Consider the following 25,267-nt stretch of genomic DNA (forward strand, 5'->3'; position numbering starts at 1 on the left):
TTGTTTGCAGGAGTTAGCGATGCTGGTCAAACAAATCTTAAATAATAACGTGGTCAGCGCCATCGACGATCGTGGCTTTGAGGTTATTCTGACCGGGCGAGGGCTGGGTTTTAATACGCAGAACGGCGCCATCGTTAACGAACAAGCCATCGAGAAAATATTCCATTTGCAGGATTCGCAGGTCTCTGCCCGTTTTAAAGATCTGATTAGCGAAGTACCTGTCGAAATAGTGCAACTGACCGCCGACATTGTCACGCTGGCCCGCAGCCAGTTGTCGCATAAATTAAGCGAAGGTTTGTACGTCACGCTAGCTGACCATCTGCATTTCGCGCTACAACGCAATGAAAAACATGAGCAATTGCCGAATCCGCTGGAGTGGGAAGTGCGCCATTTTTATACCGCTGAATATGCTCTTGGTCGCCAGGCGATTGGTATGGTGATGGCGCGCACCGGGCAATTATTACCTGACGGCGAAGCCTGCAGTATTGCGCTACATATTGTGAATGCCGGGCTGAACGACAGCATGGGAAAAACCACGCAAATCACGCGGCTTATTTATCAATTACAGAATATCGTTAAATACTTTTTTAGCCTGCCGCTCGACGAGCACAGCCTGAATTACCAACGTTTCATTACCCATTTAAAATTTTTCGCCCAGCGGGTGATTGATGGGGTGGTGTTAAATAATGACGACGAAGAGTTATTTGCCATGGTACAGCGCCGCTATCAGACCACCCTGAAATGCGTCGATGCCATCAATGAGTTTGTCGGCAAAAACTATCACCACACCATGAGCAACTCGGAAAAGCTCTATCTGACCGTGCATATCGAAAACGTGGTACAGCGGGCAGAACCCAATTAGTTTACCCAACATCATTCGCGTAGCCGCAACCACAAAGCGGCAGCTTGAAGGATGAAATGTATAGATTCCGTCCAGGCTTGTTACTGTTCAATCAGGCAAACCCCAGAGGAAACAAGGTATCGGCGTAAAGCCGATGATTGTGGATGATGCCAGCAATGCGGGCGTCAGTCTGGAGGAATTATCATGAATTATCAGGATACCGCGCAGCAGATCATCAACAGGATCGGCGGCAAGGACAATATTCTGTCGCTGTTTCATTGTATTACCCGTCTGCGTTTTTTACTCAAAGATAACGACAAGGCCGATCGCGCGGCGCTGGAAGCGCTGGATGGCGTGATAGGCGTCAATATCTCTGGCGATCAGTTTCAGTTGATTATCGGTAACGATGTGGCCCCACTGTGCGACGCGCTGCTGGCCAAATTACCCGGCGTCTCGTCCGGCGGCGCTGTGCAACATGGTAAACGCCGCAACCCGGTATCGGTGCTGCTGGAAGGGCTGTCCAGTATCTTCTCGCCGATCATTCCGGCGATTGCCGGAGCCGGTATTCTGAAAGGCGTCCTGGCGCTAGTGGTCGCGATGCAGTGGCTGGAAACCAGCAACCAGACCTACCAAATCCTGCTCGCCATCAGCGACGGCGTGTTTTACTTCATGCCGCTGGCGCTGGCTTTCAGCGCCGCCAATAAGTTCGGCGCAAATCCTTACGTGGCAGTGGCGCTGGCCGCCGCCCTCTTCCATCCTGCAATTCAGGCGCTGTTTAAATCCGGCGCGCCGATCAATTTTATGCACCTGCCGGTGCCAACCGTGAATTATGCCTCAACGGTGATCCCGATCCTGCTGGCCATCTGGCTGCTGAGCCGGGTAGAGAAGCTGATTGATCGCATCATGCCCGGCGTACTGAAAACGATGTTTGTGCCGCTGTTGAGCCTGGTGATTGTCACGCCGATTACGCTGATTGCCATTGGCCCACTGGGGATTTTCGCCGGTAATGCGCTCTCCGGCGGCATTATCTGGCTGGTGGAAAATGCCGGCATCGTGGCGGGCGTAGTGGTTGGCGGCACGCTGTCGATGATCATCATCACCGGCATGCACTATGTGCTGGTGCCAATCATGATCAACAACATCAGCACCCTGGGTTTCGATCCGTTCAAAATCCTCTTCTATATTGCCAACCTGGGCCAGGCGGGTGCGGCCTTTGGCGTGTTCCTGCGGGCGCGGGATAAAAAGCTGAAATCGCTGGCGCTAACCACCAGTTTCAGCGCGGCCATGGGTATTACCGAACCGGCGATGTACGGCATCAATATTCGCTATAAACGCCCGTTTGCTGCCGCGCTGATTGGTGGCGCGTGCGGCGGCGGTGTTGCCATGGCGATGGGGGTGAAAACCTACGCCTTTGCGCTCAGCGGTCTGCCCGGTCTTCCGGCGCTGGTCGGCCCGACATTTTTATGGGCGCTGGTCAGTATCGCCATTTCGTTTGTCTGCGCTGCGGTTGTCACGGTGATCCTCGGATTTGAAGAGACGGTGGTAGCCGGGGTCAGCCCGATGTCGGTGGCACGTACCGAAGAAAAACTGTTTGCCCCGGTGAGCGGCGAACTGAAACCCCTCAACGCCCTTAGCGACCCGGTGTTTGCCGATGAGATTTTCGGTAAAGGGCTGGCGATTTATCCCACCAGCGGCGAGCTACGCTCTCCGGTTAACGGCAAGGTGGAATCCCTGTTTGAAACCCATCACGCACTGGCGCTGCAAAGCGATACCGGCGCGGAGATCCTCATTCATATCGGTATCGACACGGTAAAACTGGGTGGTAAGCACTTCACCAGCCACATCGCCGTCGGGCAGAGCGTCGAGGTAGGCGATCTGCTGGTGAGCTTTGATCTGGCGGCGCTGAAGGCCGCTGGCATCGATCCGAGCGTGATTGTGGTCGTCACCAACAGCGAACAATACGGCGATATCAGCCCGGTCAAAGTACAAGGCGATGTCGCCAGCCGGGACGCATTTCTCACACTGACCGCGACAGCGGCGTAAGGAGCAAAGGTATGGCATTTTCGAAAGCATTCCCGGAAGGATTTTTATGGGGCGGCGCAACAGCGGCGAACCAACTGGAAGGCGCATGGAATGTGGGCGGCAAAGGGCTTTCCGTTTCTGATGTCTACACGTTTGATATCAACACGCCGCGGGAGCGCTGGCTCGATCAATGGCTTGGCATGACGCACGCTCAAATACGCGAAGCGCAGGACCCTGGCAGTAAAAAGTACTACCCGAAACGCAAAGGCAACGACTTTTACCACCACTTTAAAGAGGATATCGCCCTGTTCGCCGGAATGGGTTTTAAGTGCTTTCGCATGTCGATTGCCTGGACGCGCATCTTCCCGCGCGGCGATGAAACCACGCCGAACGAAGCCGGGCTGAAATTCTACGACGAGGTGTTCGATACGCTGCTGGCGCACGGTATTCAACCGATTGTGTCGCTGTCGCACTACGAGATGCCGCTGGCGCTGGTGACCGACTATGGCGGCTGGCCGAACCGCCAGTTGGTCGATTTCTACGTACGTTTCGCCACCACGGTCTTCACCCGCTACCGCAAAAAAGTGAAGTACTGGATGACCTTCAACGAGATCAACTGCGTGAAACATCACCCGTATGTCAGCGTTGGTGTGATCGAAGAGGACAACCCGCATCTCGAACAGGATAAATACCAGGGCGCGCACCATCAGTTTGTCGCCAGCGCACTGGCCACCAAAGCCTGTCATGCCATTATTCCCGGCTCGCAGGTCGGCTGCATGATCAGCTACCAGATGCTCTATCCGCACACCTGCCATCCGGATGATTTGCAGGCCTGTGAAGAGATGCAGCGCGTGTCGCTGTTCTTTAGCGACGTACAGGCGCATGGTTACTACCCGGCGTACACCGATCGCATGCTGGCGGAAAAAGGCGTCACGCTGCAAAAAGTGGTCGGTGATGATGAGATCCTGCGCCAGCACCCGGTCGATTTCGTCTCCTTTAGCTACTACATGTCGAGCACCGTTAGTGCGCACCCGGAAAAACGGGAAATAGCGGAAGGCAATATGGTGACTGGCGGCATCCGCAACCCGTACCTGCCAACCAGCCAGTGGGGCTGGCAGATTGACCCGAAAGGGCTGCGTCTTGCCTTAAACCAGCTCTATGACCGCTACCAGAAGCCGCTGTTTATTGCCGAAAACGGTCTCGGCGCGATCGATACCGTCAACCCGGACGGCTCTATCGACGATGATTACCGTATCGATTATCTGCGCCAGCACGTGGAACAGATGCAGGAAGCGATTGGCGACGGCGTCGATCTGTTTGGTTACACCTGGTGGGGGCCGATTGACGTGGTCAGCGCCGGAACGGCGCAAATTTCCAAACGCTACGGCTTTATTTATGTTGACCAGGATGACATGGGCAACGGCACACAGGCGCGCTCGCTAAAGAAAAGCTATCACTGGTACAAAAAACTGATCGCCTCTAACGGCGAAGACTTACGCGATTAAGGAGCTGAGATGGCTATTTTCCCGAAAGATTTTTTGTGGGGCGGCGCGATTGCCGCCAACCAGGCGGAAGGCGCATGGAACGAGGATGGCAAAGGGCCATCGATTGCCGACGTGGTGCGCGGCGGTATCGCTTCCGGTAAACATGATGCGACGATTGACCCAAATCTCTATTACGCCAGCCACGAAGCGATTGATTTCTACCATCGCTACAAAGAAGACATCGCGCTGTTCGCAGAGATGGGTTTCAAATGCTTTCGTACCTCGATTGCCTGGTCGCGCATTTTCCCGCGTGGCGATGAAACTACGCCAAACGAAGCGGGGCTAAAATTTTACGACGATCTGTTTGATGAACTGCTGAAATACGGCATTGAACCGGTGATTACCCTCTCCCACTATGAGACGCCGCTGGCGCTGTATCAGGAGTATGGCGGCTGGAAGAATCGCCAGTTGATTGATTTCTTCAGCCGCTACTGCGAAACGGTATTCCGCCGTTACCAGCGCAAGGTCAAATACTGGATGACCTTCAACGAACTGAACAACATGAACCGCATGCCGTTCGCCACCGGCGCGGTGGATGCCAGCGCCGGTGCGCAGGATATCTGGCAGGCGAATCACCACCAGTTTGTCGCTAACGCACTGGCGAACAAGCTGTGCCACGACATCATTCCCGATGCGCAAATCGGCTGCATGCTGTCGTTGAGCACCGTTTACCCGGCAACCTGCAACCCGGACGATATCTTCTCTACTATGCAGTTACGCCGCCGTTCGCTGTTTTTCTCCGATGTGATGATGCTCGGCCACTATCCGGCGTTTGCGCCGTGTCTGTTCCGCGAACTGGGCGTGGAGCTGACCATTGCCGATGGCGATCTGCAACTGCTGGCCGATTATCCGTCGGATTATCTCGGCTTTAGCTACTACCGCAGCGTATTACATCAGGCGGGCGGCCAGTTCCGTATTGATACCGGCGGTACTGCCGGGCTGGATAATCCGTTTCTTGAAAAAACCGCCTGGGGCTGGCCGATCGATCCACAGGGTTTCCGTATCGTCTGTAATGAACTGGCAGATCGCTACCGCAAGCCGTTGTTTATTGTCGAAAATGGCTATGGCGGCGTCGATGAGCCGGATGCCAGCGGGCAGATTAACGATCTGGCGCGAATCGATTATGGCCGCCGCCATATTCAGGCAATGGCAGAAGCCATTGACGATGGCTGTGACATTATGGGTTACACCTGGTGGGGACCGATTGATATCGTCAGTGCCGGAACCGGCGAGATGAAAAAGCGCTATGGCTTTATCTATGTCGACAAAGATAACGACGGCAACGGTACGCTGAAGCGCAGCAAAAAACGCAGTTTTGAATGGTATCAGCAAGTTATCGCCAGTCATGGTGAAGTGCTGTAGGGTTGAAGCTCGCATTGTGTTCCCGTGTGGTTGATGGCTGGTGCTGCGGGCGCGGGAAACGCGTCAGGCCTGGCTGGCGCGCGTTAATCGCCGATCGCAAGCCTGATAAAACAACGCCGCCAGTCGGTACATTGCCCGCTGGCGGCGTCGATTGCCGGATAAAGTGTATCCGGCCTGCAAAATGCGTTACTGCGCGGCGCTCGGTTTACGCGGACGGCGACGGCGTGCGCCGTTTCCTGCCGGTTTACCCTGGCTATCACGCGCTGGCTGGGCGTTACCATCCAGACGGCGTGAACCCCCTTCACTGCGGCGTGGAGCACGCGGTTTTTGCGCTTCACCGTCAGTGCGACGCGGGGAGCGCGGTTTCTGCTCCTCACCCTCATTGCGGCGCGGCGCGGACTGACCACGACCACCGCCGCCCTGCCCGCGACCACCACCCTGACGACCGCCGCCCTGGCCGCGACCATTCTGGATCGGTTCGGCTTTGATGGACGGATCCGGTTCATAACCTTCGATGGCAATGCGCGGGATCTCTTTTTTCAGCAGACGTTCGATGTCGCGCAGCAGTTTGTGTTCATCAACGCAGACCAGCGACAACGCTTCACCGGTAGCCGCCGCACGCCCGGTACGGCCGATACGGTGGACGTAATCTTCCGGTACGTTCGGCAGCTCGTAGTTCACCACATGCGGCAGCTCTTCGATGTCGAGACCGCGCGCAGCGATATCTGTGGCCACCAGCACGCGAATATCCCCGGATTTGAAATCCGCCAGCGCACGGGTACGCGCGCCCTGGCTTTTGTTACCGTGGATCGCCGCACTGGTGATGCCATCTTTATTCAGTTGTTCCGCCAGATGGTTGGCGCCGTGCTTGGTGCGGGTAAAGACCAGCACCTGCTGCCAGTTACCCTGGCCAATCATCTGCGACAACAGCTCACGCTTACGTTTTTTATCTACAAAATGCACATGCTGAGTCACCTGCTCGGAAGCGGTGTTGCGGCGCGCCACTTCAATTTCCAGCGGGTTGTGCAACAGCTTTTCCGCCAGCGCTTTGATGTCGTCGGAGAAGGTCGCGGAGAACAGCAGGTTCTGACGGCGCTGCGGCAGTTTTGCCAGCACGCGGCGAATATCGTGGATAAAGCCCATATCCAGCATACGGTCGGCTTCATCCAGCACCAGAATTTCCACGCTATCGAGTTTCAGCGCGTTTTGGTGTTCCAGATCCAGCAAACGGCCAGGCGTGGCGATCAGCACATCGACGCCACCGCGCAGTTTCATCATCTGCGGGTTGATGCTGACGCCGCCAAACACCACCAGCGAACGGATGTTCAGATACTGGCTGTAGTCGCGTACGTTTTCACCGATTTGCGCCGCCAGTTCACGGGTTGGCGTCAGGATCAGCGCACGCACCGGGCGGCGGCCTTTCGCGTGCGGCTCTTTTTGCACCAGCAGTTGCAGCAGCGGCAGGGTAAAGCCAGCCGTTTTACCGGTACCGGTCTGGGCGCTGGCCATCAGGTCGCGGCCTTGCAGTACGGCGGGGATCGCCTGCTGCTGAATAGGGGTCGGCTGAACATAACCCTGCTCGGCGACTGCGCGCAGGATTTCCGGATTCAGGCCAAGGGCATCAAATGACATAACAACTCCACACCGCCCCGACCTGTCACAGGTGTAGTTTTCAGGGAGATATAATTTGACTGATGACAAAAACCACAATGTCATGAAGGTGCGGAGTGTATCAGCTTTTGTGATCGAGCGCATAAATATCCGGCCAGGGATCATCCGCAATCTTTTCGCCTGTTGCAGATCACCCTGCCAGCCCCTTCCAGCATCAGTTGAACCGGTTTCCGCTTCATTCGTCACCTTTTCCTTGCCTGGCGCTGGACAAGTTTCGTCCTGAAGCATAAATTTAATCAATCGATTGATTAATTATTTTGCCGCCATGAATACAACCCCAACGACCAGTAAAGGCGAACAGGCCAAACAGCAGTTGATTGCTGCCGCGCTGGCGCAATTCGGTGAATACGGGCTGCATGCTACCACCCGCGATATCGCCGCGCTGGCCGGGCAAAATATTGCGGCGATCACCTATTACTTTGGTTCGAAAGAGGATTTATACCTCGCCTGTGCGCAGTGGATCGCCGACTTTATCAGTAAGAATTTCCACCCGCATGTTCAGGCAGCAGAGGCGTTGTTCGCGCAGCCGGAGCCGAATAAGGCAGAAATACGCGCTCTGATTCATAGCGCCTGCCGCAACATGATCACGCTGCTCACCCACGATGAGACGCTGAACCTGAGCAAATTTATCTCCCGCGAGCAGCTCTCGCCAACGCGGGCGTATCAGCGGGTGCACGATCAGGTCATTGCGCCGATGCACAGCCATCTCACCGCCCTGCTGGCGGCCTATACCGGGCGGGATGCCACGGATACCGAAACCATTATTCATACCCACGCACTGCTCGGTGAAATTCTCGCGTTTCGTCTCGGGCGGGAAACCTTCTTGCTGCGTGCGGGCTGGTCGCAGTTTGACGAAGAGAAAACCGCGCAGATTTACCAGGTTATCACCTGCCATATCGATCTCATTTTGCAAGGATTAACGCACAGGAGTCCGGAGTGATGAAAAAACCTCTCGTTACGGTGTTGATTGTGGTGGTCGTTATCGCCGCGCTGGCTGGCGGCTGGATGTGGTATCAGAGCAGACAGGAGCGCGCGCTCACCCTGTACGGTAACGTTGATATTCGCACGGTGAATTTGAGTTTCCGCGTTGGCGGACGGCTCGCTTCGCTAAACGTTGATGAAGGCGATGCGATCCAGGCCGGACAGACGCTCGGTGAGATCGATAAAGCGCCCTACCAGAATGCCTTATTGCAGGCGCAGGCCAATGTCTCCACCGCGCAAGCGAAATACGATCTGGCTACCGCCGGTTATCGTGATGAAGAGATTGCCCAGGCTGTCGCGGCGGTGAATCAGGCGCGGGCCGCCTATGACTACGCGCAAAACTACTATCAGCGTCAACAAGGGTTATGGAAAAGCCGGGTGATCTCTGCCAACGATCTGGAAAATGCCCGTTCCACACGGGATCAGGCGCAGGCAACGCTGAAATCCGCGCAGGACAAGTTAAGCCAGTACCGCACCGGTAACCGCCCGCAGGAAATTGAACAGGCGAAAGCGGGTCTTGAACAGGCGCAGGCCGCGCTGGCGCAGGCGCAACTGGATCTGCATGACACCACGCTGGTCGCCCCTTCCGCCGGGACAATCCTGACCCGCGCCGTTGAGCCAGGCAGCATGCTCAGCGCGGGCAGCACCGTATTCACCTTGTCATTAACTCGTCCGGTATGGGTGCGTGCGTATGTTGATGAGATCAACTTGCAGCAGGCGCAGCCAGGGCAGGACGTGTTGCTTTACACCGACGGGCGACCGAATAAGCCGTATCACGGCAAAATCGGCTTTGTCTCGCCTACCGCCGAATTTACGCCCAAAACCGTACAAACCCCGGATCTGCGAACGGATCTGGTGTATCGCCTGCGCATTATCGTTACCGATGCCGACAACTCGCTGCGCCAGGGGATGCCGGTAACCGTGCGTTTTGCGGGCGAGGCGCGTCATGAATGAGGCATCCATCCATTTACGCGGGCTGGTAAAACGCTTTCCGGGCATGGAAAAACCCGCTGTCGCAAAGCTCGATTGCGAGATTCGCGCCGGTTATGTCACCGGGCTGGTCGGCCCGGATGGCGCAGGGAAAACCACACTGATGCGCATTCTTGCCGGGTTGATGAAGCAGGACGAAGGCAGCGTGCAGGTGATGGGTCTGGATCCGCTGCGTCAGGATAGCGAACTACACGCCATGCTCGGTTATATGCCGCAAAAATTCGGGCTGTATGAAGATTTAACGGTAATGGAAAACCTCAATCTGTACGCCGATCTGCGCAGCGTCACCGGCGAGCAGCGCCGTCAGACCTTCGAACGCCTGCTGGAGTTTACCGCCCTCGCCCCGTTTACCGGACGGCTGGCCGGAAAGCTCTCCGGCGGGATGAAGCAGAAACTGGGGCTGGCCTGCACGCTGGTCGGAGAACCGAAAGTGCTGTTGCTGGATGAGCCGGGCGTCGGCGTTGACCCGATTTCCCGCCGCGAACTGTGGCAGATGGTGCATGAACTGGCGGGCGAAGGGATGCTGATCCTCTGGAGCACCTCGTATCTTGATGAAGCGGAGCAGTGCCGCGATGTGCTGCTGATGAACGAAGGCGAATTGCTGTATCAGGGCGAGCCGACCGCGCTGACGCAGCGCATGGCCGGGCGCAGTTTTCTTGTCACCAGCGCGCAGGAGAACAACCGCCGCTTGCTGCGTCTTATTCTGCGTCAGCCTCAGGTCAGCGATGGCATGATCCAGGGGCGCTCGGTGCGCATGATCCTGAAAAAAGAGGCGCACGTCGACGAAATTCTCCACGCCGACAACATGCCGCCAGTAGAGATCACGGAAACCGCGCCGCGCTTTGAAGATGCGTTTATCGATCTGCTCGGCGGCGCGGGTGCGTCCGAATCCCCGCTGGGGGCAATTCTGCATACGGTGGAAGGCAGCACGGACGAAACGGTGATTGAAGCCCGCTCGCTGACCAAAAAGTTTGGTGATTTCGCCGCTACCGACCATGTCAATTTTGCCGTCAAGCGCGGTGAAATCTTCGGCCTGCTGGGGCCGAACGGCGCAGGTAAATCGACCACTTTCAAAATGATGTGCGGTTTGTTGGTGCCTACCGACGGCCAGGCGCTGGTGCTGAATCTCGATCTCAAAGTCAGCTCCGGCAAAGCGCGCCAGCATCTGGGTTATATGGCGCAAAAATTCTCGCTGTACGGCAACCTGACGGTAGAGCAGAATCTGCGCTTTTTCTCCGGCGTCTACGGCCTGCGCGGACGGGCGCAAAACGAAAAGATAACCCGCATGAGCGAGGCGTTCGGGCTGAAAGCCATTGCTCACCATGCGACCGATGAATTGCCGCTGGGCTTTAAGCAGCGCCTGGCGCTGGCCTGCTCGCTGATGCATGAACCGGATATTCTGTTCCTTGATGAACCCACTTCCGGTGTCGATCCACTGACGCGACGGGAGTTCTGGCTGCACATCAACAGCATGGTGGAGAAAGGCGTGACCGTGATGGTCACCACGCACTTTATGGACGAAGCCGAGTATTGCGATCGTATCGGGCTGGTGTATCGCGGAAAGCTTATCGCCAGCGGCACGCCGGATGATTTAAAGGCGCAAAGCGCCGATGCGGATAACCCGGATCCGACAATGGAGCAGGCTTTTATTACGCTTATCCATAACTGGGATAAGGAGCACGGCCATGCATCTTAACACTCTCAGTTGGCGGCGCGTGCGGGCGCTGTGCGTCAAAGAGACGCGGCAGATTGTCCGTGATCCCAGTAGCTGGCTGATTGCCGTCGTCATCCCGCTGTTGCTGCTGTTTATCTTCGGTTACGGCATTAACCTTGATTCCAGCAAGCTACGCATTGGTGTGCTGCTGGAGCAGCAAAGTAAAGAGGCGATGGATTTCACCCATACGCTGACCGGCTCGCCCTATATTGATGCCACGATCAGCGATAACCGCCCGCAGCTTATCCAGATGATGCAGGCCGGGCGTATTCGCGGGCTGGTGGTGGTACCGACGAATTTCGCCGCGCAGATGGCGCGCGCCAATGAAGTTGCGCCGATTCAGGTGATCACCGATGGCAGCGAACCGAATACCGCAAACTTTGTGCAGGGCTACGTACAGGGGATCTGGCAACTCTGGCAGCAGCAGCGGGCAGAAGATCGCGGACAAACATTTGAACCGTTGATCGATGTGCAAACCCGCTACTGGTTTAACCCGGCCGCCATCAGCCAGCATTTTATTATTCCTGGCGCGGTGACCATCATCATGACGGTGATTGGCGCTATCCTCACCTCGCTGGTGGTGGCGCGCGAATGGGAGCGCGGCACGATGGAGGCCCTGCTTTCAACCGAAGTGACGCGCGCGGAATTGCTGCTGTGCAAGCTGATTCCCTACTATTTTCTCGGCATGCTGGCGATGCTGCTGTGCATGCTGGTGTCGGTGTTTATTCTTGGCGTGCCTTATCGCGGCTCGCTGCTGATTTTATTTCTCATCACCAGCCTGTTTTTGCTCAGCACGTTGGGGATGGGGCTGCTGATTTCCACTATCACACGTAACCAGTTTAATGCCGCGCAGGTCGCGCTGAATGCCGCCTTTCTGCCGTCGATTATGCTATCCGGTTTTATCTTCCAGATTGACAGCATGCCTGCCGTGATCCGCGTGGTGACCTATATCATTCCGGCGCGTTATTTCGTCAGTACGCTGCAAAGCCTGTTTCTGGCGGGCAACATCCCGGTGGTGTTGATGGTTAACGTTCTGTTTTTGATCGCCTCAGCGCTGATGTTTATTGGCCTGACATGGCTGAAAACCAAACGCAGACTGGATTAAGGAAAACCCATGTTTCACCGTTTACTGACGCTTATCCGCAAAGAGTTACAGTCGTTACTGCGCGAACCGCAAACCCGCGCCATTCTGATCCTGCCGGTGCTGTTGCAGGTGCTGCTGTTCCCCTTTGCCGCCACGCTGGAAGTGACCAACGCCACTATCGCCATCTATAACGAAGATAACGGCAAACATGCGGTTGAGCTGACGCAGCGTTTTGCCCGCGCTAAAGCCTTTACCCATATTCTGCTGCTGAAAAGCCCGCAGGAGATACGCCCGACCATCGATACGCAGAAAGCATTGTTGTTAGTGCGTTTTCCGGCCGATTTTTCCCGCAATCTTGATAGCAGCATCACCGCGCCAATGCAGTTGATCCTCGACGGGCGCAACTCTAACAGTGCGCAAATCGCCGCCAATTATCTGCAACAAATCGTGCAGGATTATCAGCAGGAACTGCTGAGCGGCCAGCAGAAACCGAATAACAGCGAGCTGGTGATTCGCAACTGGTACAACCCGAATCTTGATTACAAATGGTTTGTGGTGCCGTCGCTGATCGCCATGATCACCACCATCGGCGTGATGATTGTGACCTCGCTGTCGGTGGCGCGTGAACGCGAACAGGGCACGCTGGATCAGCTACTGGTTTCGCCGCTGTCAACGTGGCAAATTTTTGTCGGCAAAGCCGTGCCAGCGCTGATTGTCGCAACGTTTCAGGCGACGATTGTGCTCTCCGTCGGTATTCTGGCCTATAAAATTCCCTTTGCCGGATCGCTGCTGCTGTTCTATTTCTCAATGCTGATTTATGGCTTGTCGCTGGTGGGTTTCGGCCTGCTGATTTCGTCACTTTGCGCCACACAGCAGCAGGCATTTATTGGTGTGTTTGTCTTTATGATGCCCGCGATCCTGCTGTCGGGCTATGTATCACCGGTGGAGAACATGCCGGTCTGGTTGCAGGATTTGACCTGGGCCAACCCTATCCGGCACTTTACCGATATTACCAAGGAGATTTATCTGAAGGATGCCAGCTTAACGATTGTCTGGCAGAGTTTATGGCCGCTGGTGGTGATTGCGGCCATCACCGGTTCAGCGGCGTATGCGCTGTTTCGCAGAAATATTGCCTAACTTACGCTCTTTGGTCAGCAGCGAGACCACCGCCGGACCCGCAAGAATAACCAGCCCGGCGGCGGCCAGAATAAAGTGGTTAGGCAACACGCGGGAAAGCAGCCAGATAACGATCAGCGACGCGCCGAAATACCAGGTGGTAGTCAACTCTTCCAGCACATCGCCGATGCCGCGCCAGCGTGCATCGTGGTGGCGCTGGAGAAACAGCATCAGCAGCACGGACACACCGTAAAGTACGCACAGGCTCAGACCGACGCGCACCAGAGAACCGCTCATCCAGCCCATCACCAGCAGCGCGACTATCAGCATATGCAACATAATCTGCCAGCAACTCAGGCCTGTTACATCACGAATGTGCTGTTGCCACTTCATGGCCTCTCTCCTGAAGAATTTTTGTCTTTCTGAAGAGTACGCGGATTTACGGAAAATTCCGTAACCCCGCCACAATTTGTGACAGGGACTACAATTTATTTTCACGAGGAGAGTGACGCTGGCAGGAGAATTATGACCCAACACGCGCGACATTTTTCATTGAAAGTGCTCACCATCAATACCCACAAAGGCTTTACCGCGTTTAACCGGCGCTTTATTTTGCCTGAGCTGCGTGACGCGGTACGGACCGTCAGCGCGGATATCGTCTGCCTGCAAGAAGTGATGGGCGCCCACGAAGTGCATCCACTGCATGTGGAGAACTGGCCGGACACCACCCACTATGAATTTCTTGCTGATACCATGTGGAGCGATTACGCCTACGGACGTAACGCGGTTTATCCCGAAGGGCATCACGGAAATGCGGTGCTTTCCCGCTATCCGATCGAACACTTTGAAAATCGTGATGTTTCAGTTGATGGCAGCGAAAAACGCGGCCTGCTCTACTGCCGCATTACGCCACCGGATCTCGGCCATTCATTACATGTCATTTGCGTTCATCTTGGTCTGCGGGAAGCCCATCGCCAGGCGCAGCTTACTATGCTGGCAGAGTGGGTGAATGCGCTGCCCGAAGGCGAACCCGTCGTGGTGGCAGGCGACTTTAATGACTGGCGGCAAAAAGCCAATCACCCGCTGAAGACGCAGGCCGGGCTGGAGGAGATTTTCACCCGCGCTCACGGCCGCCCTGCCCGTACTTTCCCGGTCGCACTGCCATTGTTGAGGCTCGATCGGATCTATGTGAAAAACGCCAATGCCAGCGCGCCGACCGCGCTGCCGCTGCGTAACTGGCGACACCTTTCCGATCACGCCCCACTGAGCGCGGAGATCCACCTATGAAATGCACCTGGCGGGAAGGCAACCGTATTCAGTTGCTGGAAAACGGCGACAACTACTATCCGGCGCTGTATGACGCCATCGATCATGCGCAGCAACGCGTCATTCTGGAAACCTTTATCTGGTTTGAGGATAACGTTGGCCGCCAGTTGCAGCAGGTGCTGCTACGGGCTGCCCGTCGCGGCATCAACATCGAAGTGCTGCTGGATGGTTACGGTTCGCCGGATTTAAGCGAACCGTTTGTCAACGAGCTGACCACCGCTGGCGTGGTATTCCGCTATTACGATCCGCGCCCGCGCCTGCTCGGTATGCGCACCAATCTCTTTCGCCGCATGCACCGTAAAATTGTGGTGATCGATAACACCGTAGCTTTCGTTGGCGGCATTAACTACTCAGCAGAACATCTCACCAGCTATGGCCCGGAAGCCAAGCAGGATTACGCCGTGCGCGTCGAAGGGCCGATTGTGGAAGATATTCTGCAATTTGAGCTGGAGAATCTGCCGGATAACGCGCCGGCAAAACGCTGGTGGCAGCGCCGACGCCATCGCCCGGAAGAGAACCGTACGCCCGGTGAAGCGCAGGCGCTGTTTATCTGGCGCGATAATAACGATCATCGCGACGATATTGAACGCCATTATCTGAAGATGCTGGCCAACGCCCGCCGCGAAGTGATTATTGCCAACGCCTACTTCTTCCCCGGTTATCGCCTGCTGCACGCCATGCGCAACGCTGCCCGGCGCGGTGTCTCGGTGAAGCTGATTGTGCAGGGCGAGCCGGATATGCCGATTGTCAAAGTCGGCGCGGAGCTGTTGTACAACTATCTGCTGAAAGGCGGCGTTCAGGTGTATGAATATCGCCGCCGCCCGCTGCACGGCAAAGTGGCATTGATGGACGATCACTGGGCAACGGTCGGTTCCAGCAATCTCGATCCACTCAGTTTGTCGCTGAATCTGGAGGCTAACCTGATTATCCATGATCGTGAATTTAACCAGACGTTACGCGACAATTTGCAGGCCATTATTCGCGAGGACTGCGTGCGGGTGGACGAATCAATGGCGCCGAAGCGCACCTGGTGGAACCTCGGTAAGAGCATTGTCGTGTTCCACTTCTTACGCCATTTTCCGGCCATGGCCGGCTGGCTTCCTGCGCATACGCCGCAACTGGCCCAGGTGAAACCGCCCGTCCAGCCGGAAATCGAGACCCAGGATCGCGCGGAAACAGAACATTCGGGGGTGAAACCCTGATGAAGAAATCCCATCCTCGCTGGCGGCTGGCGAAAAAGATCCTGACGATGCTGTTTTTTATCGCTGTGGCCGTGCTGCTGGTGCTCTACGCGCAGAAGGTCAACTGGGACGATGTCTGGCAAGTGATTCGCGACTACAACCGCACCGCGTTGCTTAGCGCCGTCGCGCTGGTGATTGTCAGCTATGTACTGTACGGGTTTTATGATCTGCTCGGCCGCGCTTACTGTGGGCATAAACTGGCGAAACGCCAGGTGATGTTGGTGTCGTTTATCTGTTATGCCTTTAACCTGACGCTCAGTACCTGGGTTGGCGGTATCGGCATGCGCTACCGGCTCTATTCACGCCTTGGGCTGCCAGGCAGCACGATCACGCGGATTTTCTCACTCAGTATTACCACCAACTGGCTGGGCTACATCTTATTGGGCGGTGTGATCTTTACCTTTGGCGTGGTGCAGATCCCGGCACACTGGTATATCGATGAACGCACGCTGCGCATTGTGGGTGTGGTGCTGCTGCTGGTGATTATCGGCTATTTGTGGTGCTGCGCTTTCGCTAAGCGCCGTCATCTGACGGTGAAAGGCCATAAACTGGTGCTGCCTTCATGGAAATTCGCCGTCGCCCAGTTAGTGATCTCCAGCGCCAACTGGATAGCGATGGGTGCGATTATCTGGCTGCTGCTGGGCATGAAAGCGGATTTCTTTTTTGTGCTCGGCGTGCTGCTGGTAAGCAGTATTGCCGGAGTAATTGTGCATATTCCGGCGGGTATCGGCGTGCTGGAAGCGGTATTTATCGCTCTGCTGGCGGGTGAACATGTGGCGCAGGGAACCATTATCGCGGCCCTGCTCGCTTATCGCGTGCTTTACTATTTTCTGCCGCTGCTGCTGGCGCTGATCGGTTATCTGGCGCTGGAGAGCCGGGCGAAGAAACTGCGGGAGAAAAATGAACGCGCGATGGAGAAAGTGAGCTGATTGATGAGATGGTGGCTCGCGGGATGAGCAAAACGTAGCGCCATCAGGCGATTTGCCTGATGGCGACTGTCAAATCAACGGCGGTTGCCGAAAATGCGCAACAGCATCAGGAACAGGTTGATAAAGTCGAGATACAGCGTCAGTGCGCCGAGGATGGAATACTTACGCAGCAGCGAAGCATCACGCGTATCGATCTGCTCGCCAATGTTTTTTAGCTTCTGCGTGTCATACGCCGTCAGGCCAACAAAAATCACCACGCCGATATAGGTCACCGCCCACATCAGCGCTTCACTTTTCAGCCAGAAATTCACCAGCGAAGCAAGCACAATGCCAATCAGCCCCATAAACAGCATATTGCCGAAACCGCTGAGATCCCGTTTGGTGGTGTAACCGTACAGGCTCATCGCACCAAACATACCGGCGGTTACCACAAAGGTCGCGCCAATAGATTCAGTTGTGTAAATATGCAATATGCTGGAAAGCGTCAGCCCGGTCAGTGCGGAATAGAGCATAAATAGCGTGGTCGCCATGCCCGCACTCAAACGCTGAATCAACCCGGAAAGCACAAACACCAGCGCCAGCTGCGCGATAATCAGCCCAAAAAAGGTAATCTGGCTGGAAAAAACTAGCGCCATGATTGCATCATTACCAGCCGCATACCATGCGACAAAAGCGGTGAGCAGCAGGCCGCAGGTCATCCAGCCATAGACCTGCGCCATATAGGTCTGAAGCCCGGTGCGGCTCTGCTGGACGATAGAATCAGAACGAGGATAACGGTCCATAGTCACTCCTGATAGATGGGATTACATTACTAAGGTTAACACATCCCGGTTCAATGAATTACCAACGCTGTGCAGCCTGCTTATCGCTGTCGCGGGCTTCAACCCAGCGATCGCCATCCGCGGTGGCTTCACGCTTCCAGAACGGCGCGCGGGTTTTCAGGTAATCCATAATAAATTGCCCGGCATCAAAGGCACTGCTGCGATGGGCGCTGGCGACGCCGACAAACACGATTTCATCGCCCGGCCAGAGTTCTCCGACGCGGTGATAAACCGTTACGCGGCCAAGCGGCCAGCGGCTGCGCGCTTCTTCAACGATTGAAGCCAGCGATTTTTCAGTCATGCCCGGATAGTGCTCCAGCGTTAATGCGCTGACGCTGTCGCCGAGATTGTGGTTGCGCACTTTGCCGGTAAAAGTTACCACGGCGCCATCTTCATCATTCGCCGCCAGCCAGCTGTACTCTTCTCCGACGTTAAATGCCGCGCGCTCGACACAAATTCGCGTTTCGCTCATTTCAGCCTCCGGTGACCGGCGGGAAAAACGCCACTTCATCACCGCTGCTTAATGGGTGATCGAAGCTGACCAGCGTCTGGTTCACCGCCGCCAGCAGCTTGCCCTCTTCGAGCGCCAGCGCCCAGCGATCGCTCTTTGTCGCCAGATGCTGGCGCAGCGCTTCAACGGACGGGAAAACTGTCTCAGAGACCAGGCTGTCGCAGCCGATCAGTTCGCGTACCTGCGCAAAGAAAAGAACATTAATCATCGTGTTGCACCTTAAAATCTCCCGATTTACCGCCACTTTTTTCCAGCAGGCGCACCGGGCCAATCACCATATCTTTCTGCACGGCTTTACACATATCGTAGATAGTCAGCGCGGCAACCGAAGCCGCCGTCAGCGCTTCCATTTCGACGCCGGTTTTACCGCTCAGACGGCAGACCGCTTCGATGCGCACACGGTTGTGCTCCGGCTGCGCCTGCAACTGGACTTCCACTTTGCTCAGCAGTAACGGGTGGCACAGCGGGATTAGCTCCCAGGTGCGTTTCGCCGCCTGAATGCCCGCAATACGCGCGGTGGCAAACACGTCGCCTTTGTGGTGGCTGCCTTCGACAATCATCGCCAGCGTGCGGGCCTGCATAGTGACAAACGCTTCTGCGCGCGCTTCACGAACGGTTTCGGCCTTGGCGGAAACATCCACCATATGCGCTTCACCCTCGGCATTAATATGGGTCAGTTGTGACATAGCTTACTTCTTAAGATGAGGATGGAAATTACACGGACGCGTGCGCGCATCAAGCTGTGGCGCAATGATATTTTCCCAGGCGGTGCGACAGGCTTTTGTCGAACCAGGCATGGCGAAAATCAGCGTCCTGTTGGCAATACCAGCTACCGCGCGGGACTGCAATGTCGCGGTGCCGATCTCTTCGAAAGAGAGCATGCGGAACACTTCGCCAAACCCCTCAACTTCGCGATCGAACAGCGGCAGCAGCGCTTCTGGTGCCTGATCGCCTTCGGTCAGACCCGTGCCGCCGGTGATCAGCACCACCTGCACGTCGTCGCTGGCGATCCACGCGGAGACCTGCGCACGGATCGCGTAGCGGTTCTCTTTGACAATCGCTTTCGCCACCAGCTGATGACCGGCATCGTGCGCGGCGTCGCGCAGCCAGTGACCGGAGGTATCGTCCTCTTCACCACGACGGTTTGACACCGTCAAAATAGCAAGCCTGAGCGGAATAAATTCAGCGCTGACCTGGCTCATCTCATTCTCCTTGCGGCTTAGCCGCCAATGTATGAAAGGTTTTGCGTAATGCCCGTGTTGCCATCATGCAGGAAGTGCGTCTGCTTTTTATGCGTCAGCGCGACGGCAATGCGTTGCTCCAGCATCGTTTGCTGCGCATCGTCCTGCATCAGGTCACGCAGATTCACACCGCCATCACCGAACAGGCATAAATGCAGTTTGCCCGTGGAGGAGACGCGCAGGCGGTTGCAACTGGCGCAGAAATCTTTTTCATACGGCATGATAAGACCGATTTCACCGACGTAGTCCGGGTGGCAGAACACCTGCGCCGGACCGTCGCTGCGCTGGCGCAACTGGTGGATCCAGCCGCGTTTGAGCAGCGCGTCGCGCAGCACCATGCCGGAGATGTGATGATTGCGGAACAGCTCGCTGCCCTCGCCGGTCTCCATCAGTTCGATAAAGCGCAGCTGGATAGGACGCGATTTGATCCACGCCAGAAAGGTATCGAGCTGGTGATGATTCACATCGCGCATCAGCACGGTGTTCACTTTGACTTTGGCGAAACCGGCAGCAAACGCGGCGTCGATGCCGTCCATCACCTGGCGGAATTTATCCTGCCCGGTAATCGCATGAAACTGGCGGGCATCGAGGCTGTCAACGCTGACATTGATGGCGGTAAGCCCGGCATCGCGCCACAGCGCAACGTCGCGCGCCAGCCGATAGCCGTTGGTTGTCACCGCGATCTGGCGAATAGCGGCGTTTTCATGGACGGCGGCGATGATGTCGGGGAAATCCCGGCGCAGTGATGGTTCTCCGCCCGTCAGGCGCACTTTTTCGGTGCCCATGGCACTGAAAGCGCGCGTGACACGGCGAATTTCATCGACGCTGAGAAAGCCATTGTTGTTGACGCCGCCCGGCTTGTAACCGTCAGGCAAGCAGTAGGTGCAACGAAAGTTGCACACATCCGTGATCGACAAACGCAAGTAATAAAACTTACGCGCGAACGCATCAGTAAGTTGTGAGGGCATGTACACCTTTCCAAATACGGGAGATGCAGTCATTTCTTCCTGCACCCTGGCAGCGAAAACCGTTGCCGGTTTTGCTACGGCCAAATCGTCATATTTCACGGTTAACCGGAAACGTAGACGAAGAGGCTAGAGTGTATGTTTTGTCAGTAACGCTAAAATTGCTTATGGCGATAGTAGCGCGGGAGAATCCTTTTCGCCATCATGAATATCGCTATATATATTTATATATAGCGCCATGATCGCGCACTTTCGCTACAGAGTACGAGAAAATCGCGTTTTTGCATTGATATGTGTCATTTTCCACTCAGCGAGGCATCGTCTTTTGGTGGTATTTAGGCTAACGTAGCGCGGTAAATCTTACTAAGGAATCACTATGCGTAATCGCACACTGGCAGATCTGGATCGTGTTGTCGCACTCGGCGGCGGGCATGGTCTGGGGCGTGTGATGTCTTCGCTTGCGTCGCTGGGATCGCGTCTCACCGGCATTGTAACCACTACCGATAATGGTGGTTCTACCGGGCGAATTCGCCGCTCAGAAGGCGGCATTGCCTGGGGCGATATGCGCAACTGTTTGAACCAATTAATCACCGAGCCGAGCGTCGCCTCGGCGATGTTTGAGTACCGTTTTAGCGGTAATGGTGAACTTTCCGGGCATAACCTCGGAAATCTGATGTTAAAAGCACTGGATCACCTGAGCGTGCGGCCTTTAGAGGCCATCAATTTAATTCGTAATTTATTAAAAGTGGATGCCTTTTTAATTCCCATGTCGGAACAGCCTGTCGATTTAATGGCCACCGACAGTGAAGGGCATCAGGTGTATGGTGAAGTGAATATCGACCAGCTTCATGCGCCGATTCAGGAATTAATGCTGTTTCCCAGGGTATCCGCCACCCGGGAAGCCATACAGGCGATTGCCGAAGCGGATTTGATTCTCATCGGTCCCGGCAGCTTTTACACCAGTCTGCTGCCGCTGTTGCTGCTGGAAGAGTTAGCTCAGGCGCTGCGCCGCACGCCCGCGCCAGTTGTGTTTATCAGCAATCTGGGGAAAGAGCTCAGCCCCGCCGCCGCCAGCCTGTCGCTCGCCGATAAACTGGCCATCATGGAACAATATGTCGGCAGAAAGATTATCGATGCCGTGGTGGTCGGGCCGAAAGTGAATGTCAGCGCCGTCACTGAAAGATTAATTATTCAGGAAGTACTGGAAGCTGGCGATATTCCCTATCGCCACGATCGTCATCTGCTGCGCGCCGCGCTGGAAAAGGCGGTACAGCAACTGGGTTAACTTTTCGGCGGCTTTTTTACTCGCCGCTGCATTAATTAATTTCTTAAGGTTGTCTTAAAAAACGCCTGTCAGCATAGCGCTACTTTCCTTTGCAGGACCCGAGAATACGTATGCTTCACCTTCGTCGGCCGGCGTTAAGCCGTCTTCAGTTTATTATTCTGTTCGCACTCTATATTGCGCTGGCGCTGAATATCGTTTTCTATCACCAGGCTTTTACGCTATTACCGGTAAACTCGCTGCGTAACTGGCTGGTGTTTCTGTCTATGCCAGTGGTGGCGTTCAGCGTGATCAATATCGTGCTGTCACTGGCGTCATTCTTCTTTCTTGAACGCCCCGTTATCACAGTATTTGTGCTGGTCAGCGCGGCAGCGCAATATTTTATTTCGACCTTTGGCATCGTCATTGACCGCTCGATGATCACCAATATTCTCGACACCACGCCAGCGGAAAGTTTCGCCCTGATGTCGACAAAAATGGTGCTGACGATTTTACTGACTGCCATCATGCCGGTACTCATTGCCTGGTTTATTAAAATTAAACCGGCACAATCCGCGCTGCGCAGCATCGCGTATCGTGCGGTCAGTATCGTTATTTCTGCGCTGCTTATCGTGCTGGTGGCGCTGCTGTTTTATAAAGATTACGCCTCGCTATTCCGCAATAATAAAGAGTTGGTGAAATCTCTCAGCCCGTCCAACTCCATTGTGGCGTCTCTGTCCTGGTATTCCCATAATCGCATGGATAATTTGCCGCTGGTGCGTATTGGCGAAGATGCTCAGCAACGCCCGGAAATGAAAAATGGTCCGCGTAAGAACCTGACCATACTGGTCGTGGGTGAAACGTCCCGCGCGGCGAATTTCTCGCTTGGTGGTTATGAACGCGAAACTAACCCGCTGATAAAACAGGATAATGTTATTTACTTTCCGAACGCGACATCCTGCGGCACCGCCACCGCTGTCTCGGTCCCGTGCATGTTTTCGGGGATGACGCGGGAGCATTACGACGATCAGCTTGCCCACCATCAGGAAGGGCTGCTGGATATTATCCAACGCGCCGGTATTCAGGTTTTATGGAATGAAAATGACGGCGGTTGTAAAGGCGCCTGCGATCGCGTGCCTCACCAGGATGTGACGCAGTTAAACCTGGCGGAATATTGCATTAAGGGTGAATGCCAGGATGAGATCTTATTCCACGATCTCGCCAGCTATATCGACAAATTACAGGGCGACGGCATTATCGTTTTGCATACCATTGGTAGCCACGGGCCGACTTATTACAACCGCTATCCGGCGCAGTTCCGCAAATTTACGCCAACCTGTGATACCAACGAAATTCAGGGCTGCTCACAGCAGCAACTGGTAAATACCTACGACAATACCATTTTGTATATCGACTATATTGTTGATAAAGCGATTAAATTATTGCAATCCAAACAGGACAGATTTACCACCAGCCTGGTTTATCTCTCCGATCATGGTGAATCATTGGGTGAAAATGGCGTCTATTTGCACGGTCTGCCTTATTCCATCGCACCAGAAACACAAAAACATATTCCGATGCTGATCTGGTTGTCCGATGACTACCAGAAACGCTACAGCGTGAATAACCAGTGCCTGCAAAAAAATGCGCGGGAGAAGGCGGTTTCGCAGGACAACCTCTTCCCGACAATGTTGGGTATACTGGGGGTCAGCACGAAAGAGTACCGTGCTGAAGACGATATTTTAACGTCGTGCCGGGAGCAGGCGAAATGAAGATTCTGGTGGTTGAAGACGATGCCCTGCTGTTGCAGGGGTTGATTCTGGCGATGCAAAGCGAAGGATATGCCTGCGATGGCGTATCCACCGCGCACGAAGCGGTGTTGTGCCTGGCGAATGGCCACTACAGCCTGATCGTGCTCGATCTTGGTCTGCCCGATGAAGACGGATTACATCTGCTCACCCGTTTGCGGCGCGAAAAATATACCCAGCCAGTGCTGATTCTCACCGCCCGCGATACGCTGGAAGATCGCGTCGCCGGGCTGGATACCGGCGCAGACGATTACCTGGTCAAACCCTTCGCGCTGGATGAACTGAATGCCCGTATCCGCGCGCTGCTGCGCCGTCATCATAATCAGGGCGAAAACGAAATCACCCACGGTAATCTGACGCTGAATGTCACCCGCCGCCAGGCGTGGCTGGACAACCAGTTGCTGGATCTGACGCCGAAAGAGTACGCCCTGCTTTCGCGCCTGATGCTGAAAGCCGACAGCCCGGTGCACCGGGAAATTCTCTATAACGATATCTACAACTGGGACAACGAGCCCTCGACCAATACGCTGGAAGTCCATATTCATAATCTGCGCGACAAAATCGGCAAGTCGCGCATTCGTACCGTCCGCGGGTTTGGCTACATGCTGGTTCAGCCGCAACACCGGGAGTAATCAATGGCGTTTTTCAATTTCAGCCACTGGAGCATGCGCCGCCGTCTGCTGCTGACCATCGGCGGGATTCTGGTGTTTTGCCAGTTGGTCAGTGTGTTCTGGCTGTGGCATGAAAGTGAAGAGCAAATCCAGTTACTGGTGCAGGCCGCGCTCCACAACCATAACAACCGTAAACATATTGAACATGAAGTCCGCGAGGCGGTCGCCAGCCTGCTGGTGCCAAGCCTGCTGATTATCGGGCTGGCGTTGCTGCTTTGTATGCAGGCGGTCAAAGCCATTACCCGCCCGCTGCTGGAGTTGCAGGAAGAGCTTAATAAACGTACGCCGAACAACCTGCAACCGATTACGTTAAACAACAGCGTCAGCGAAGTGGAAGCTGTTACGACATCGATTAACGACCTCGTCTCACGGCTGACGCTCACGCTGGATCGTGAGCGATTATTTACAGCGGATGTGGCGCATGAGCTACGCACGCCGCTGGCCGGGCTACGGCTGCACCTGGAGCTGATGGCAAAAACCAACGGCATCAACGTCGAGCCGTTGGTACAGCGGCTCGAACAGATGACGGAAAACATTGCGCAGTTGCTGCTGCTTGCCCGCGTCGGGCAGTCTTTTTCGGCAGGCAGTTATCAGCAGGTACGGCTGATGGCCGACGTAGTAGCGCCCATTCGCAGCGAGCTGGAAGCCATGCTCGCCGGGCGTAAGCAAACGCTGGCGGTGCCGGAAATTGACGCCGATATTGCCGTCTCCGGCGATGCCACGCTGTTAAGGTTGCTGGTGAGAAATCTGGTGGAGAACGCGTACCGCTACAGCCCGGAAGGTTCGGTCATTACGATACGCATCGAACCGGCTGCTACGCCAGTGCTGGCCGTGGAGGATGAAGGTCCGGGCATTGATGAGAGCCGCAGCGGAGAACTGAGCAAAGCGTTTGTCCGCATGGACAGCCGTTACGGCGGAACCGGGCTGGGGTTAAGCATCGTGTCGCGCATCGCACAGCTTCATGACGCACAGTTCTTTTTGCACAACCGCCTTACGCAATCCGGTGTACGGGCGTGGATTAAATTTCTTCCGGCCGCCCGCCATTTACCATCAGTAGCTCAGCACCCACAGATGAGCGAAACCGATCACTAATGCCAGTGCGAAGGCGACGGCTAAAAATTCACGAACGTTAAACTGCTGCATGACACTGCCCTCCAGAATAGTGGGG

At 55.4% G+C, this 25,267-nt stretch carries 24 protein-coding genes and 1 riboswitch; of the genes, 16 read left to right on the forward strand and 8 right to left on the reverse strand.

The genetic code is table 11. The features are described 5' to 3' along the window. Window positions 1–19 precede the first annotated feature (19 nt). The 4 genes from licT (at window position 20) to CWM66_RS04810 (ending at window position 5,769) form a co-directional block, all read left to right on the forward strand. Entirely contained in the window at window positions 20–862 is an 843-nt protein-coding gene (gene licT / locus CWM66_RS04795) for a BglG family transcription antiterminator LicT (protein WP_107146289.1), read from the forward strand. 183 nt (window positions 863–1,045) lie between these two features. Beyond that, window positions 1,046–2,884 carry a beta-glucoside-specific PTS transporter subunit IIABC gene (locus tag CWM66_RS04800; RefSeq protein WP_007373985.1) on the forward strand — a complete coding sequence of 613 codons (1,839 nt, stop codon included), beginning with the start codon at window positions 1,046–1,048 and terminating at the stop codon, window positions 2,882–2,884. Window positions 2,885–2,895: 11 nt separating this feature from the next. Then, window positions 2,896–4,368 (forward strand): glycoside hydrolase family 1 protein, encoded by a 1,473-nt coding sequence (locus tag CWM66_RS04805; RefSeq protein ID WP_007373984.1) that lies wholly within the window; start codon window positions 2,896–2,898, stop codon window positions 4,366–4,368. Window positions 4,369–4,377: 9 nt separating this feature from the next. Next, window positions 4,378–5,769, forward strand: coding sequence for a glycoside hydrolase family 1 protein (locus tag CWM66_RS04810; protein WP_107146290.1), 1,392 nt, complete (start codon window positions 4,378–4,380; stop codon window positions 5,767–5,769). Between the two features lie 186 nt (window positions 5,770–5,955). Here the strand turns inward: CWM66_RS04810 and rhlE are convergent, their stop codons facing one another. Then, window positions 5,956–7,401, reverse strand: coding sequence for an ATP-dependent RNA helicase RhlE (gene rhlE / locus CWM66_RS04815; protein ID WP_107146291.1), 1,446 nt, complete (start codon window positions 7,399–7,401; stop codon window positions 5,956–5,958). Between the two features lie 304 nt (window positions 7,402–7,705). Here rhlE and cecR point away from each other — a divergent pair, with 304 nt between their 5' ends. From cecR to CWM66_RS04840, 5 genes are read left to right on the forward strand one after another with little or no spacing between them, the layout of a single operon-like run. Beyond that, window positions 7,706–8,380: a transcriptional regulator CecR gene (gene cecR / locus CWM66_RS04820; RefSeq protein ID WP_007373979.1), complete on the forward strand. Its 675-nt coding sequence runs from the start codon at window positions 7,706–7,708 to the stop codon at window positions 8,378–8,380. Next, the gene (gene hlyD, locus CWM66_RS04825) at window positions 8,380–9,375 is read left to right on the forward strand and encodes a secretion protein HlyD (protein ID WP_107146292.1); all 996 of its coding nucleotides are present in this window, start codon (window positions 8,380–8,382) and stop codon (window positions 9,373–9,375) included. Before cecR ends, hlyD begins: the two co-directional genes overlap by 1 nt. Continuing rightward, window positions 9,368–11,107 (forward strand): ATP-binding cassette domain-containing protein, encoded by a 1,740-nt coding sequence (locus CWM66_RS04830; protein WP_071920515.1) that lies wholly within the window; start codon window positions 9,368–9,370, stop codon window positions 11,105–11,107. The genes hlyD and CWM66_RS04830 overlap by 8 nt, the downstream gene beginning before the upstream one ends. Next, window positions 11,097–12,230, forward strand: a complete 1,134-nt coding sequence (locus tag CWM66_RS04835; RefSeq protein WP_007373976.1) for an ABC transporter permease — start codon at window positions 11,097–11,099, stop codon at window positions 12,228–12,230. The genes CWM66_RS04830 and CWM66_RS04835 overlap by 11 nt, the downstream gene beginning before the upstream one ends. A gap of 9 nt (window positions 12,231–12,239) precedes the next feature. Beyond that, window positions 12,240–13,346, forward strand: a complete 1,107-nt coding sequence (locus tag CWM66_RS04840; protein WP_107146293.1) for an ABC transporter permease — start codon at window positions 12,240–12,242, stop codon at window positions 13,344–13,346. On the opposite strand, the gene CWM66_RS04845 is transcribed toward CWM66_RS04840, so the two are convergent. After that, complete coding sequence (locus CWM66_RS04845; protein ID WP_107146294.1) at window positions 13,308–13,718, reverse strand: YbhQ family protein; 411 nt, start codon at window positions 13,716–13,718, stop codon at window positions 13,308–13,310. The two genes, CWM66_RS04840 and CWM66_RS04845, sit on opposite strands and share 39 nt — an antisense overlap. A gap of 132 nt (window positions 13,719–13,850) precedes the next feature. Here CWM66_RS04845 and CWM66_RS04850 point away from each other — a divergent pair, with 132 nt between their 5' ends. Genes CWM66_RS04850 through CWM66_RS04860 form a run of 3 tightly spaced genes read left to right on the forward strand, consistent with a single transcriptional unit; the run spans window position 13,851 to window position 16,821 of the window. Continuing rightward, a complete protein-coding gene (locus CWM66_RS04850; RefSeq protein ID WP_071920513.1) occupies window positions 13,851–14,612 on the forward strand; it encodes an endonuclease/exonuclease/phosphatase family protein in 762 nt (253 codons plus the stop codon). Continuing rightward, entirely contained in the window at window positions 14,609–15,853 is a 1,245-nt protein-coding gene (clsB, locus tag CWM66_RS04855; RefSeq protein ID WP_007373972.1) for a cardiolipin synthase ClsB, read from the forward strand. The genes CWM66_RS04850 and clsB overlap by 4 nt, the downstream gene beginning before the upstream one ends. Further along, entirely contained in the window at window positions 15,853–16,821 is a 969-nt protein-coding gene (locus CWM66_RS04860; RefSeq protein WP_071920512.1) for a lysylphosphatidylglycerol synthase domain-containing protein, read from the forward strand. Before clsB ends, CWM66_RS04860 begins: the two co-directional genes overlap by 1 nt. A gap of 74 nt (window positions 16,822–16,895) precedes the next feature. Here the strand turns inward: CWM66_RS04860 and CWM66_RS04865 are convergent, their stop codons facing one another. The 6 genes from CWM66_RS04865 to moaA all read right to left on the reverse strand — a co-directional run bounded on the left by CWM66_RS04865 (window position 16,896) and on the right by moaA (window position 20,362). Further along, a complete protein-coding gene (locus CWM66_RS04865; protein ID WP_071920511.1) occupies window positions 16,896–17,603 on the reverse strand; it encodes a Bax inhibitor-1/YccA family protein in 708 nt (235 codons plus the stop codon). 58 nt (window positions 17,604–17,661) lie between these two features. Further along, complete coding sequence (moaE, locus tag CWM66_RS04870) at window positions 17,662–18,114, reverse strand: molybdopterin synthase catalytic subunit MoaE (RefSeq protein ID WP_107146295.1); 453 nt, start codon at window positions 18,112–18,114, stop codon at window positions 17,662–17,664. A gap of 1 nt (window position 18,115) precedes the next feature. Beyond that, complete coding sequence (moaD, locus tag CWM66_RS04875; RefSeq protein WP_007373968.1) at window positions 18,116–18,361, reverse strand: molybdopterin synthase sulfur carrier subunit; 246 nt, start codon at window positions 18,359–18,361, stop codon at window positions 18,116–18,118. Next, window positions 18,354–18,839, reverse strand: a complete 486-nt coding sequence (gene moaC / locus CWM66_RS04880) for a cyclic pyranopterin monophosphate synthase MoaC (RefSeq protein WP_007373967.1) — start codon at window positions 18,837–18,839, stop codon at window positions 18,354–18,356. Before moaC ends, moaD begins: the two co-directional genes overlap by 8 nt. A gap of 3 nt (window positions 18,840–18,842) precedes the next feature. Next, window positions 18,843–19,355 (reverse strand): molybdenum cofactor biosynthesis protein B, encoded by a 513-nt coding sequence (gene moaB / locus CWM66_RS04885; protein ID WP_035885936.1) that lies wholly within the window; start codon window positions 19,353–19,355, stop codon window positions 18,843–18,845. A gap of 17 nt (window positions 19,356–19,372) precedes the next feature. Further along, window positions 19,373–20,362, reverse strand: a complete 990-nt coding sequence (gene moaA / locus CWM66_RS04890; protein ID WP_007373965.1) for a GTP 3',8-cyclase MoaA — start codon at window positions 20,360–20,362, stop codon at window positions 19,373–19,375. After that, a riboswitch (molybdenum cofactor riboswitch) is annotated at window positions 20,350–20,508 on the reverse strand. (Overlaps the previous gene by 13 nt.) A 227-nt stretch (window positions 20,509–20,735) precedes the next feature. Between moaA and yvcK the strand changes: the two genes are divergently transcribed. From yvcK to pmrB, 4 genes are all read left to right on the forward strand, one after another. After that, window positions 20,736–21,644 (forward strand): uridine diphosphate-N-acetylglucosamine-binding protein YvcK, encoded by a 909-nt coding sequence (gene yvcK, locus CWM66_RS04895; RefSeq protein ID WP_007373964.1) that lies wholly within the window; start codon window positions 20,736–20,738, stop codon window positions 21,642–21,644. 104 nt (window positions 21,645–21,748) lie between these two features. Continuing rightward, window positions 21,749–23,392: a phosphoethanolamine transferase EptA gene (gene eptA / locus CWM66_RS04900; protein ID WP_107146464.1), complete on the forward strand. Its 1,644-nt coding sequence runs from the start codon at window positions 21,749–21,751 to the stop codon at window positions 23,390–23,392. Then, window positions 23,389–24,060 carry a two-component system response regulator PmrA gene (gene pmrA, locus CWM66_RS04905; RefSeq protein WP_007373962.1) on the forward strand — a complete coding sequence of 224 codons (672 nt, stop codon included), beginning with the start codon at window positions 23,389–23,391 and terminating at the stop codon, window positions 24,058–24,060. Before eptA ends, pmrA begins: the two co-directional genes overlap by 4 nt. Window positions 24,061–24,063: 3 nt before the next feature. Then, window positions 24,064–25,191 carry a two-component system sensor histidine kinase PmrB gene (gene pmrB, locus CWM66_RS04910; RefSeq protein WP_090397247.1) on the forward strand — a complete coding sequence of 376 codons (1,128 nt, stop codon included), beginning with the start codon at window positions 24,064–24,066 and terminating at the stop codon, window positions 25,189–25,191. Window positions 25,192–25,267 lie beyond the last annotated feature (76 nt).

The organism is Kosakonia sp. H7A (assembly GCF_003028445.1).
GTDB lineage: Bacteria > Pseudomonadota > Gammaproteobacteria > Enterobacterales > Enterobacteriaceae > Kosakonia > Kosakonia radicincitans.

What these genes read in the sequence shown, in the direction of transcription:
- clsB (WP_007373972.1), top strand. Translation starts at nt 14,609, where the DNA reads ATGAAATGCACCTGGCGGGAAGGCAACCGTATTCAGTTGCTGGAAAAC.
- pmrB (WP_090397247.1), top strand. Translation starts at nt 24,064, where the DNA reads ATGGCGTTTTTCAATTTCAGCCACTGGAGCATGCGCCGCCGTCTGCTG.
- cecR (WP_007373979.1), top strand. Translation starts at nt 7,706, where the DNA reads ATGAATACAACCCCAACGACCAGTAAAGGCGAACAGGCCAAACAGCAG.
- CWM66_RS04860 (WP_071920512.1), top strand. Translation starts at nt 15,853, where the DNA reads ATGAAGAAATCCCATCCTCGCTGGCGGCTGGCGAAAAAGATCCTGACG.
- moaD (WP_007373968.1), bottom strand. Translation starts at nt 18,361, where the DNA reads ATGATTAATGTTCTTTTCTTTGCGCAGGTACGCGAACTGATCGGCTGC.
- hlyD (WP_107146292.1), top strand. Translation starts at nt 8,380, where the DNA reads ATGAAAAAACCTCTCGTTACGGTGTTGATTGTGGTGGTCGTTATCGCC.
- moaB (WP_035885936.1), bottom strand. Translation starts at nt 19,355, where the DNA reads ATGAGCCAGGTCAGCGCTGAATTTATTCCGCTCAGGCTTGCTATTTTG.
- CWM66_RS04810 (WP_107146290.1), top strand. Translation starts at nt 4,378, where the DNA reads ATGGCTATTTTCCCGAAAGATTTTTTGTGGGGCGGCGCGATTGCCGCC.
- licT (WP_107146289.1), top strand. Translation starts at nt 20, where the DNA reads ATGCTGGTCAAACAAATCTTAAATAATAACGTGGTCAGCGCCATCGAC.
- CWM66_RS04840 (WP_107146293.1), top strand. Translation starts at nt 12,240, where the DNA reads ATGTTTCACCGTTTACTGACGCTTATCCGCAAAGAGTTACAGTCGTTA.
- moaE (WP_107146295.1), bottom strand. Translation starts at nt 18,114, where the DNA reads ATGAGCGAAACGCGAATTTGTGTCGAGCGCGCGGCATTTAACGTCGGA.
- CWM66_RS04800 (WP_007373985.1), top strand. Translation starts at nt 1,046, where the DNA reads ATGAATTATCAGGATACCGCGCAGCAGATCATCAACAGGATCGGCGGC.
- CWM66_RS04865 (WP_071920511.1), bottom strand. Translation starts at nt 17,603, where the DNA reads ATGGACCGTTATCCTCGTTCTGATTCTATCGTCCAGCAGAGCCGCACC.
- CWM66_RS04850 (WP_071920513.1), top strand. Translation starts at nt 13,851, where the DNA reads ATGACCCAACACGCGCGACATTTTTCATTGAAAGTGCTCACCATCAAT.
- CWM66_RS04835 (WP_007373976.1), top strand. Translation starts at nt 11,097, where the DNA reads ATGCATCTTAACACTCTCAGTTGGCGGCGCGTGCGGGCGCTGTGCGTC.
- rhlE (WP_107146291.1), bottom strand. Translation starts at nt 7,401, where the DNA reads ATGTCATTTGATGCCCTTGGCCTGAATCCGGAAATCCTGCGCGCAGTC.
- yvcK (WP_007373964.1), top strand. Translation starts at nt 20,736, where the DNA reads ATGCGTAATCGCACACTGGCAGATCTGGATCGTGTTGTCGCACTCGGC.
- CWM66_RS04830 (WP_071920515.1), top strand. Translation starts at nt 9,368, where the DNA reads ATGAATGAGGCATCCATCCATTTACGCGGGCTGGTAAAACGCTTTCCG.
- moaC (WP_007373967.1), bottom strand. Translation starts at nt 18,839, where the DNA reads ATGTCACAACTGACCCATATTAATGCCGAGGGTGAAGCGCATATGGTG.
- moaA (WP_007373965.1), bottom strand. Translation starts at nt 20,362, where the DNA reads ATGCCCTCACAACTTACTGATGCGTTCGCGCGTAAGTTTTATTACTTG.
- pmrA (WP_007373962.1), top strand. Translation starts at nt 23,389, where the DNA reads ATGAAGATTCTGGTGGTTGAAGACGATGCCCTGCTGTTGCAGGGGTTG.
- CWM66_RS04845 (WP_107146294.1), bottom strand. Translation starts at nt 13,718, where the DNA reads ATGAAGTGGCAACAGCACATTCGTGATGTAACAGGCCTGAGTTGCTGG.
- CWM66_RS04805 (WP_007373984.1), top strand. Translation starts at nt 2,896, where the DNA reads ATGGCATTTTCGAAAGCATTCCCGGAAGGATTTTTATGGGGCGGCGCA.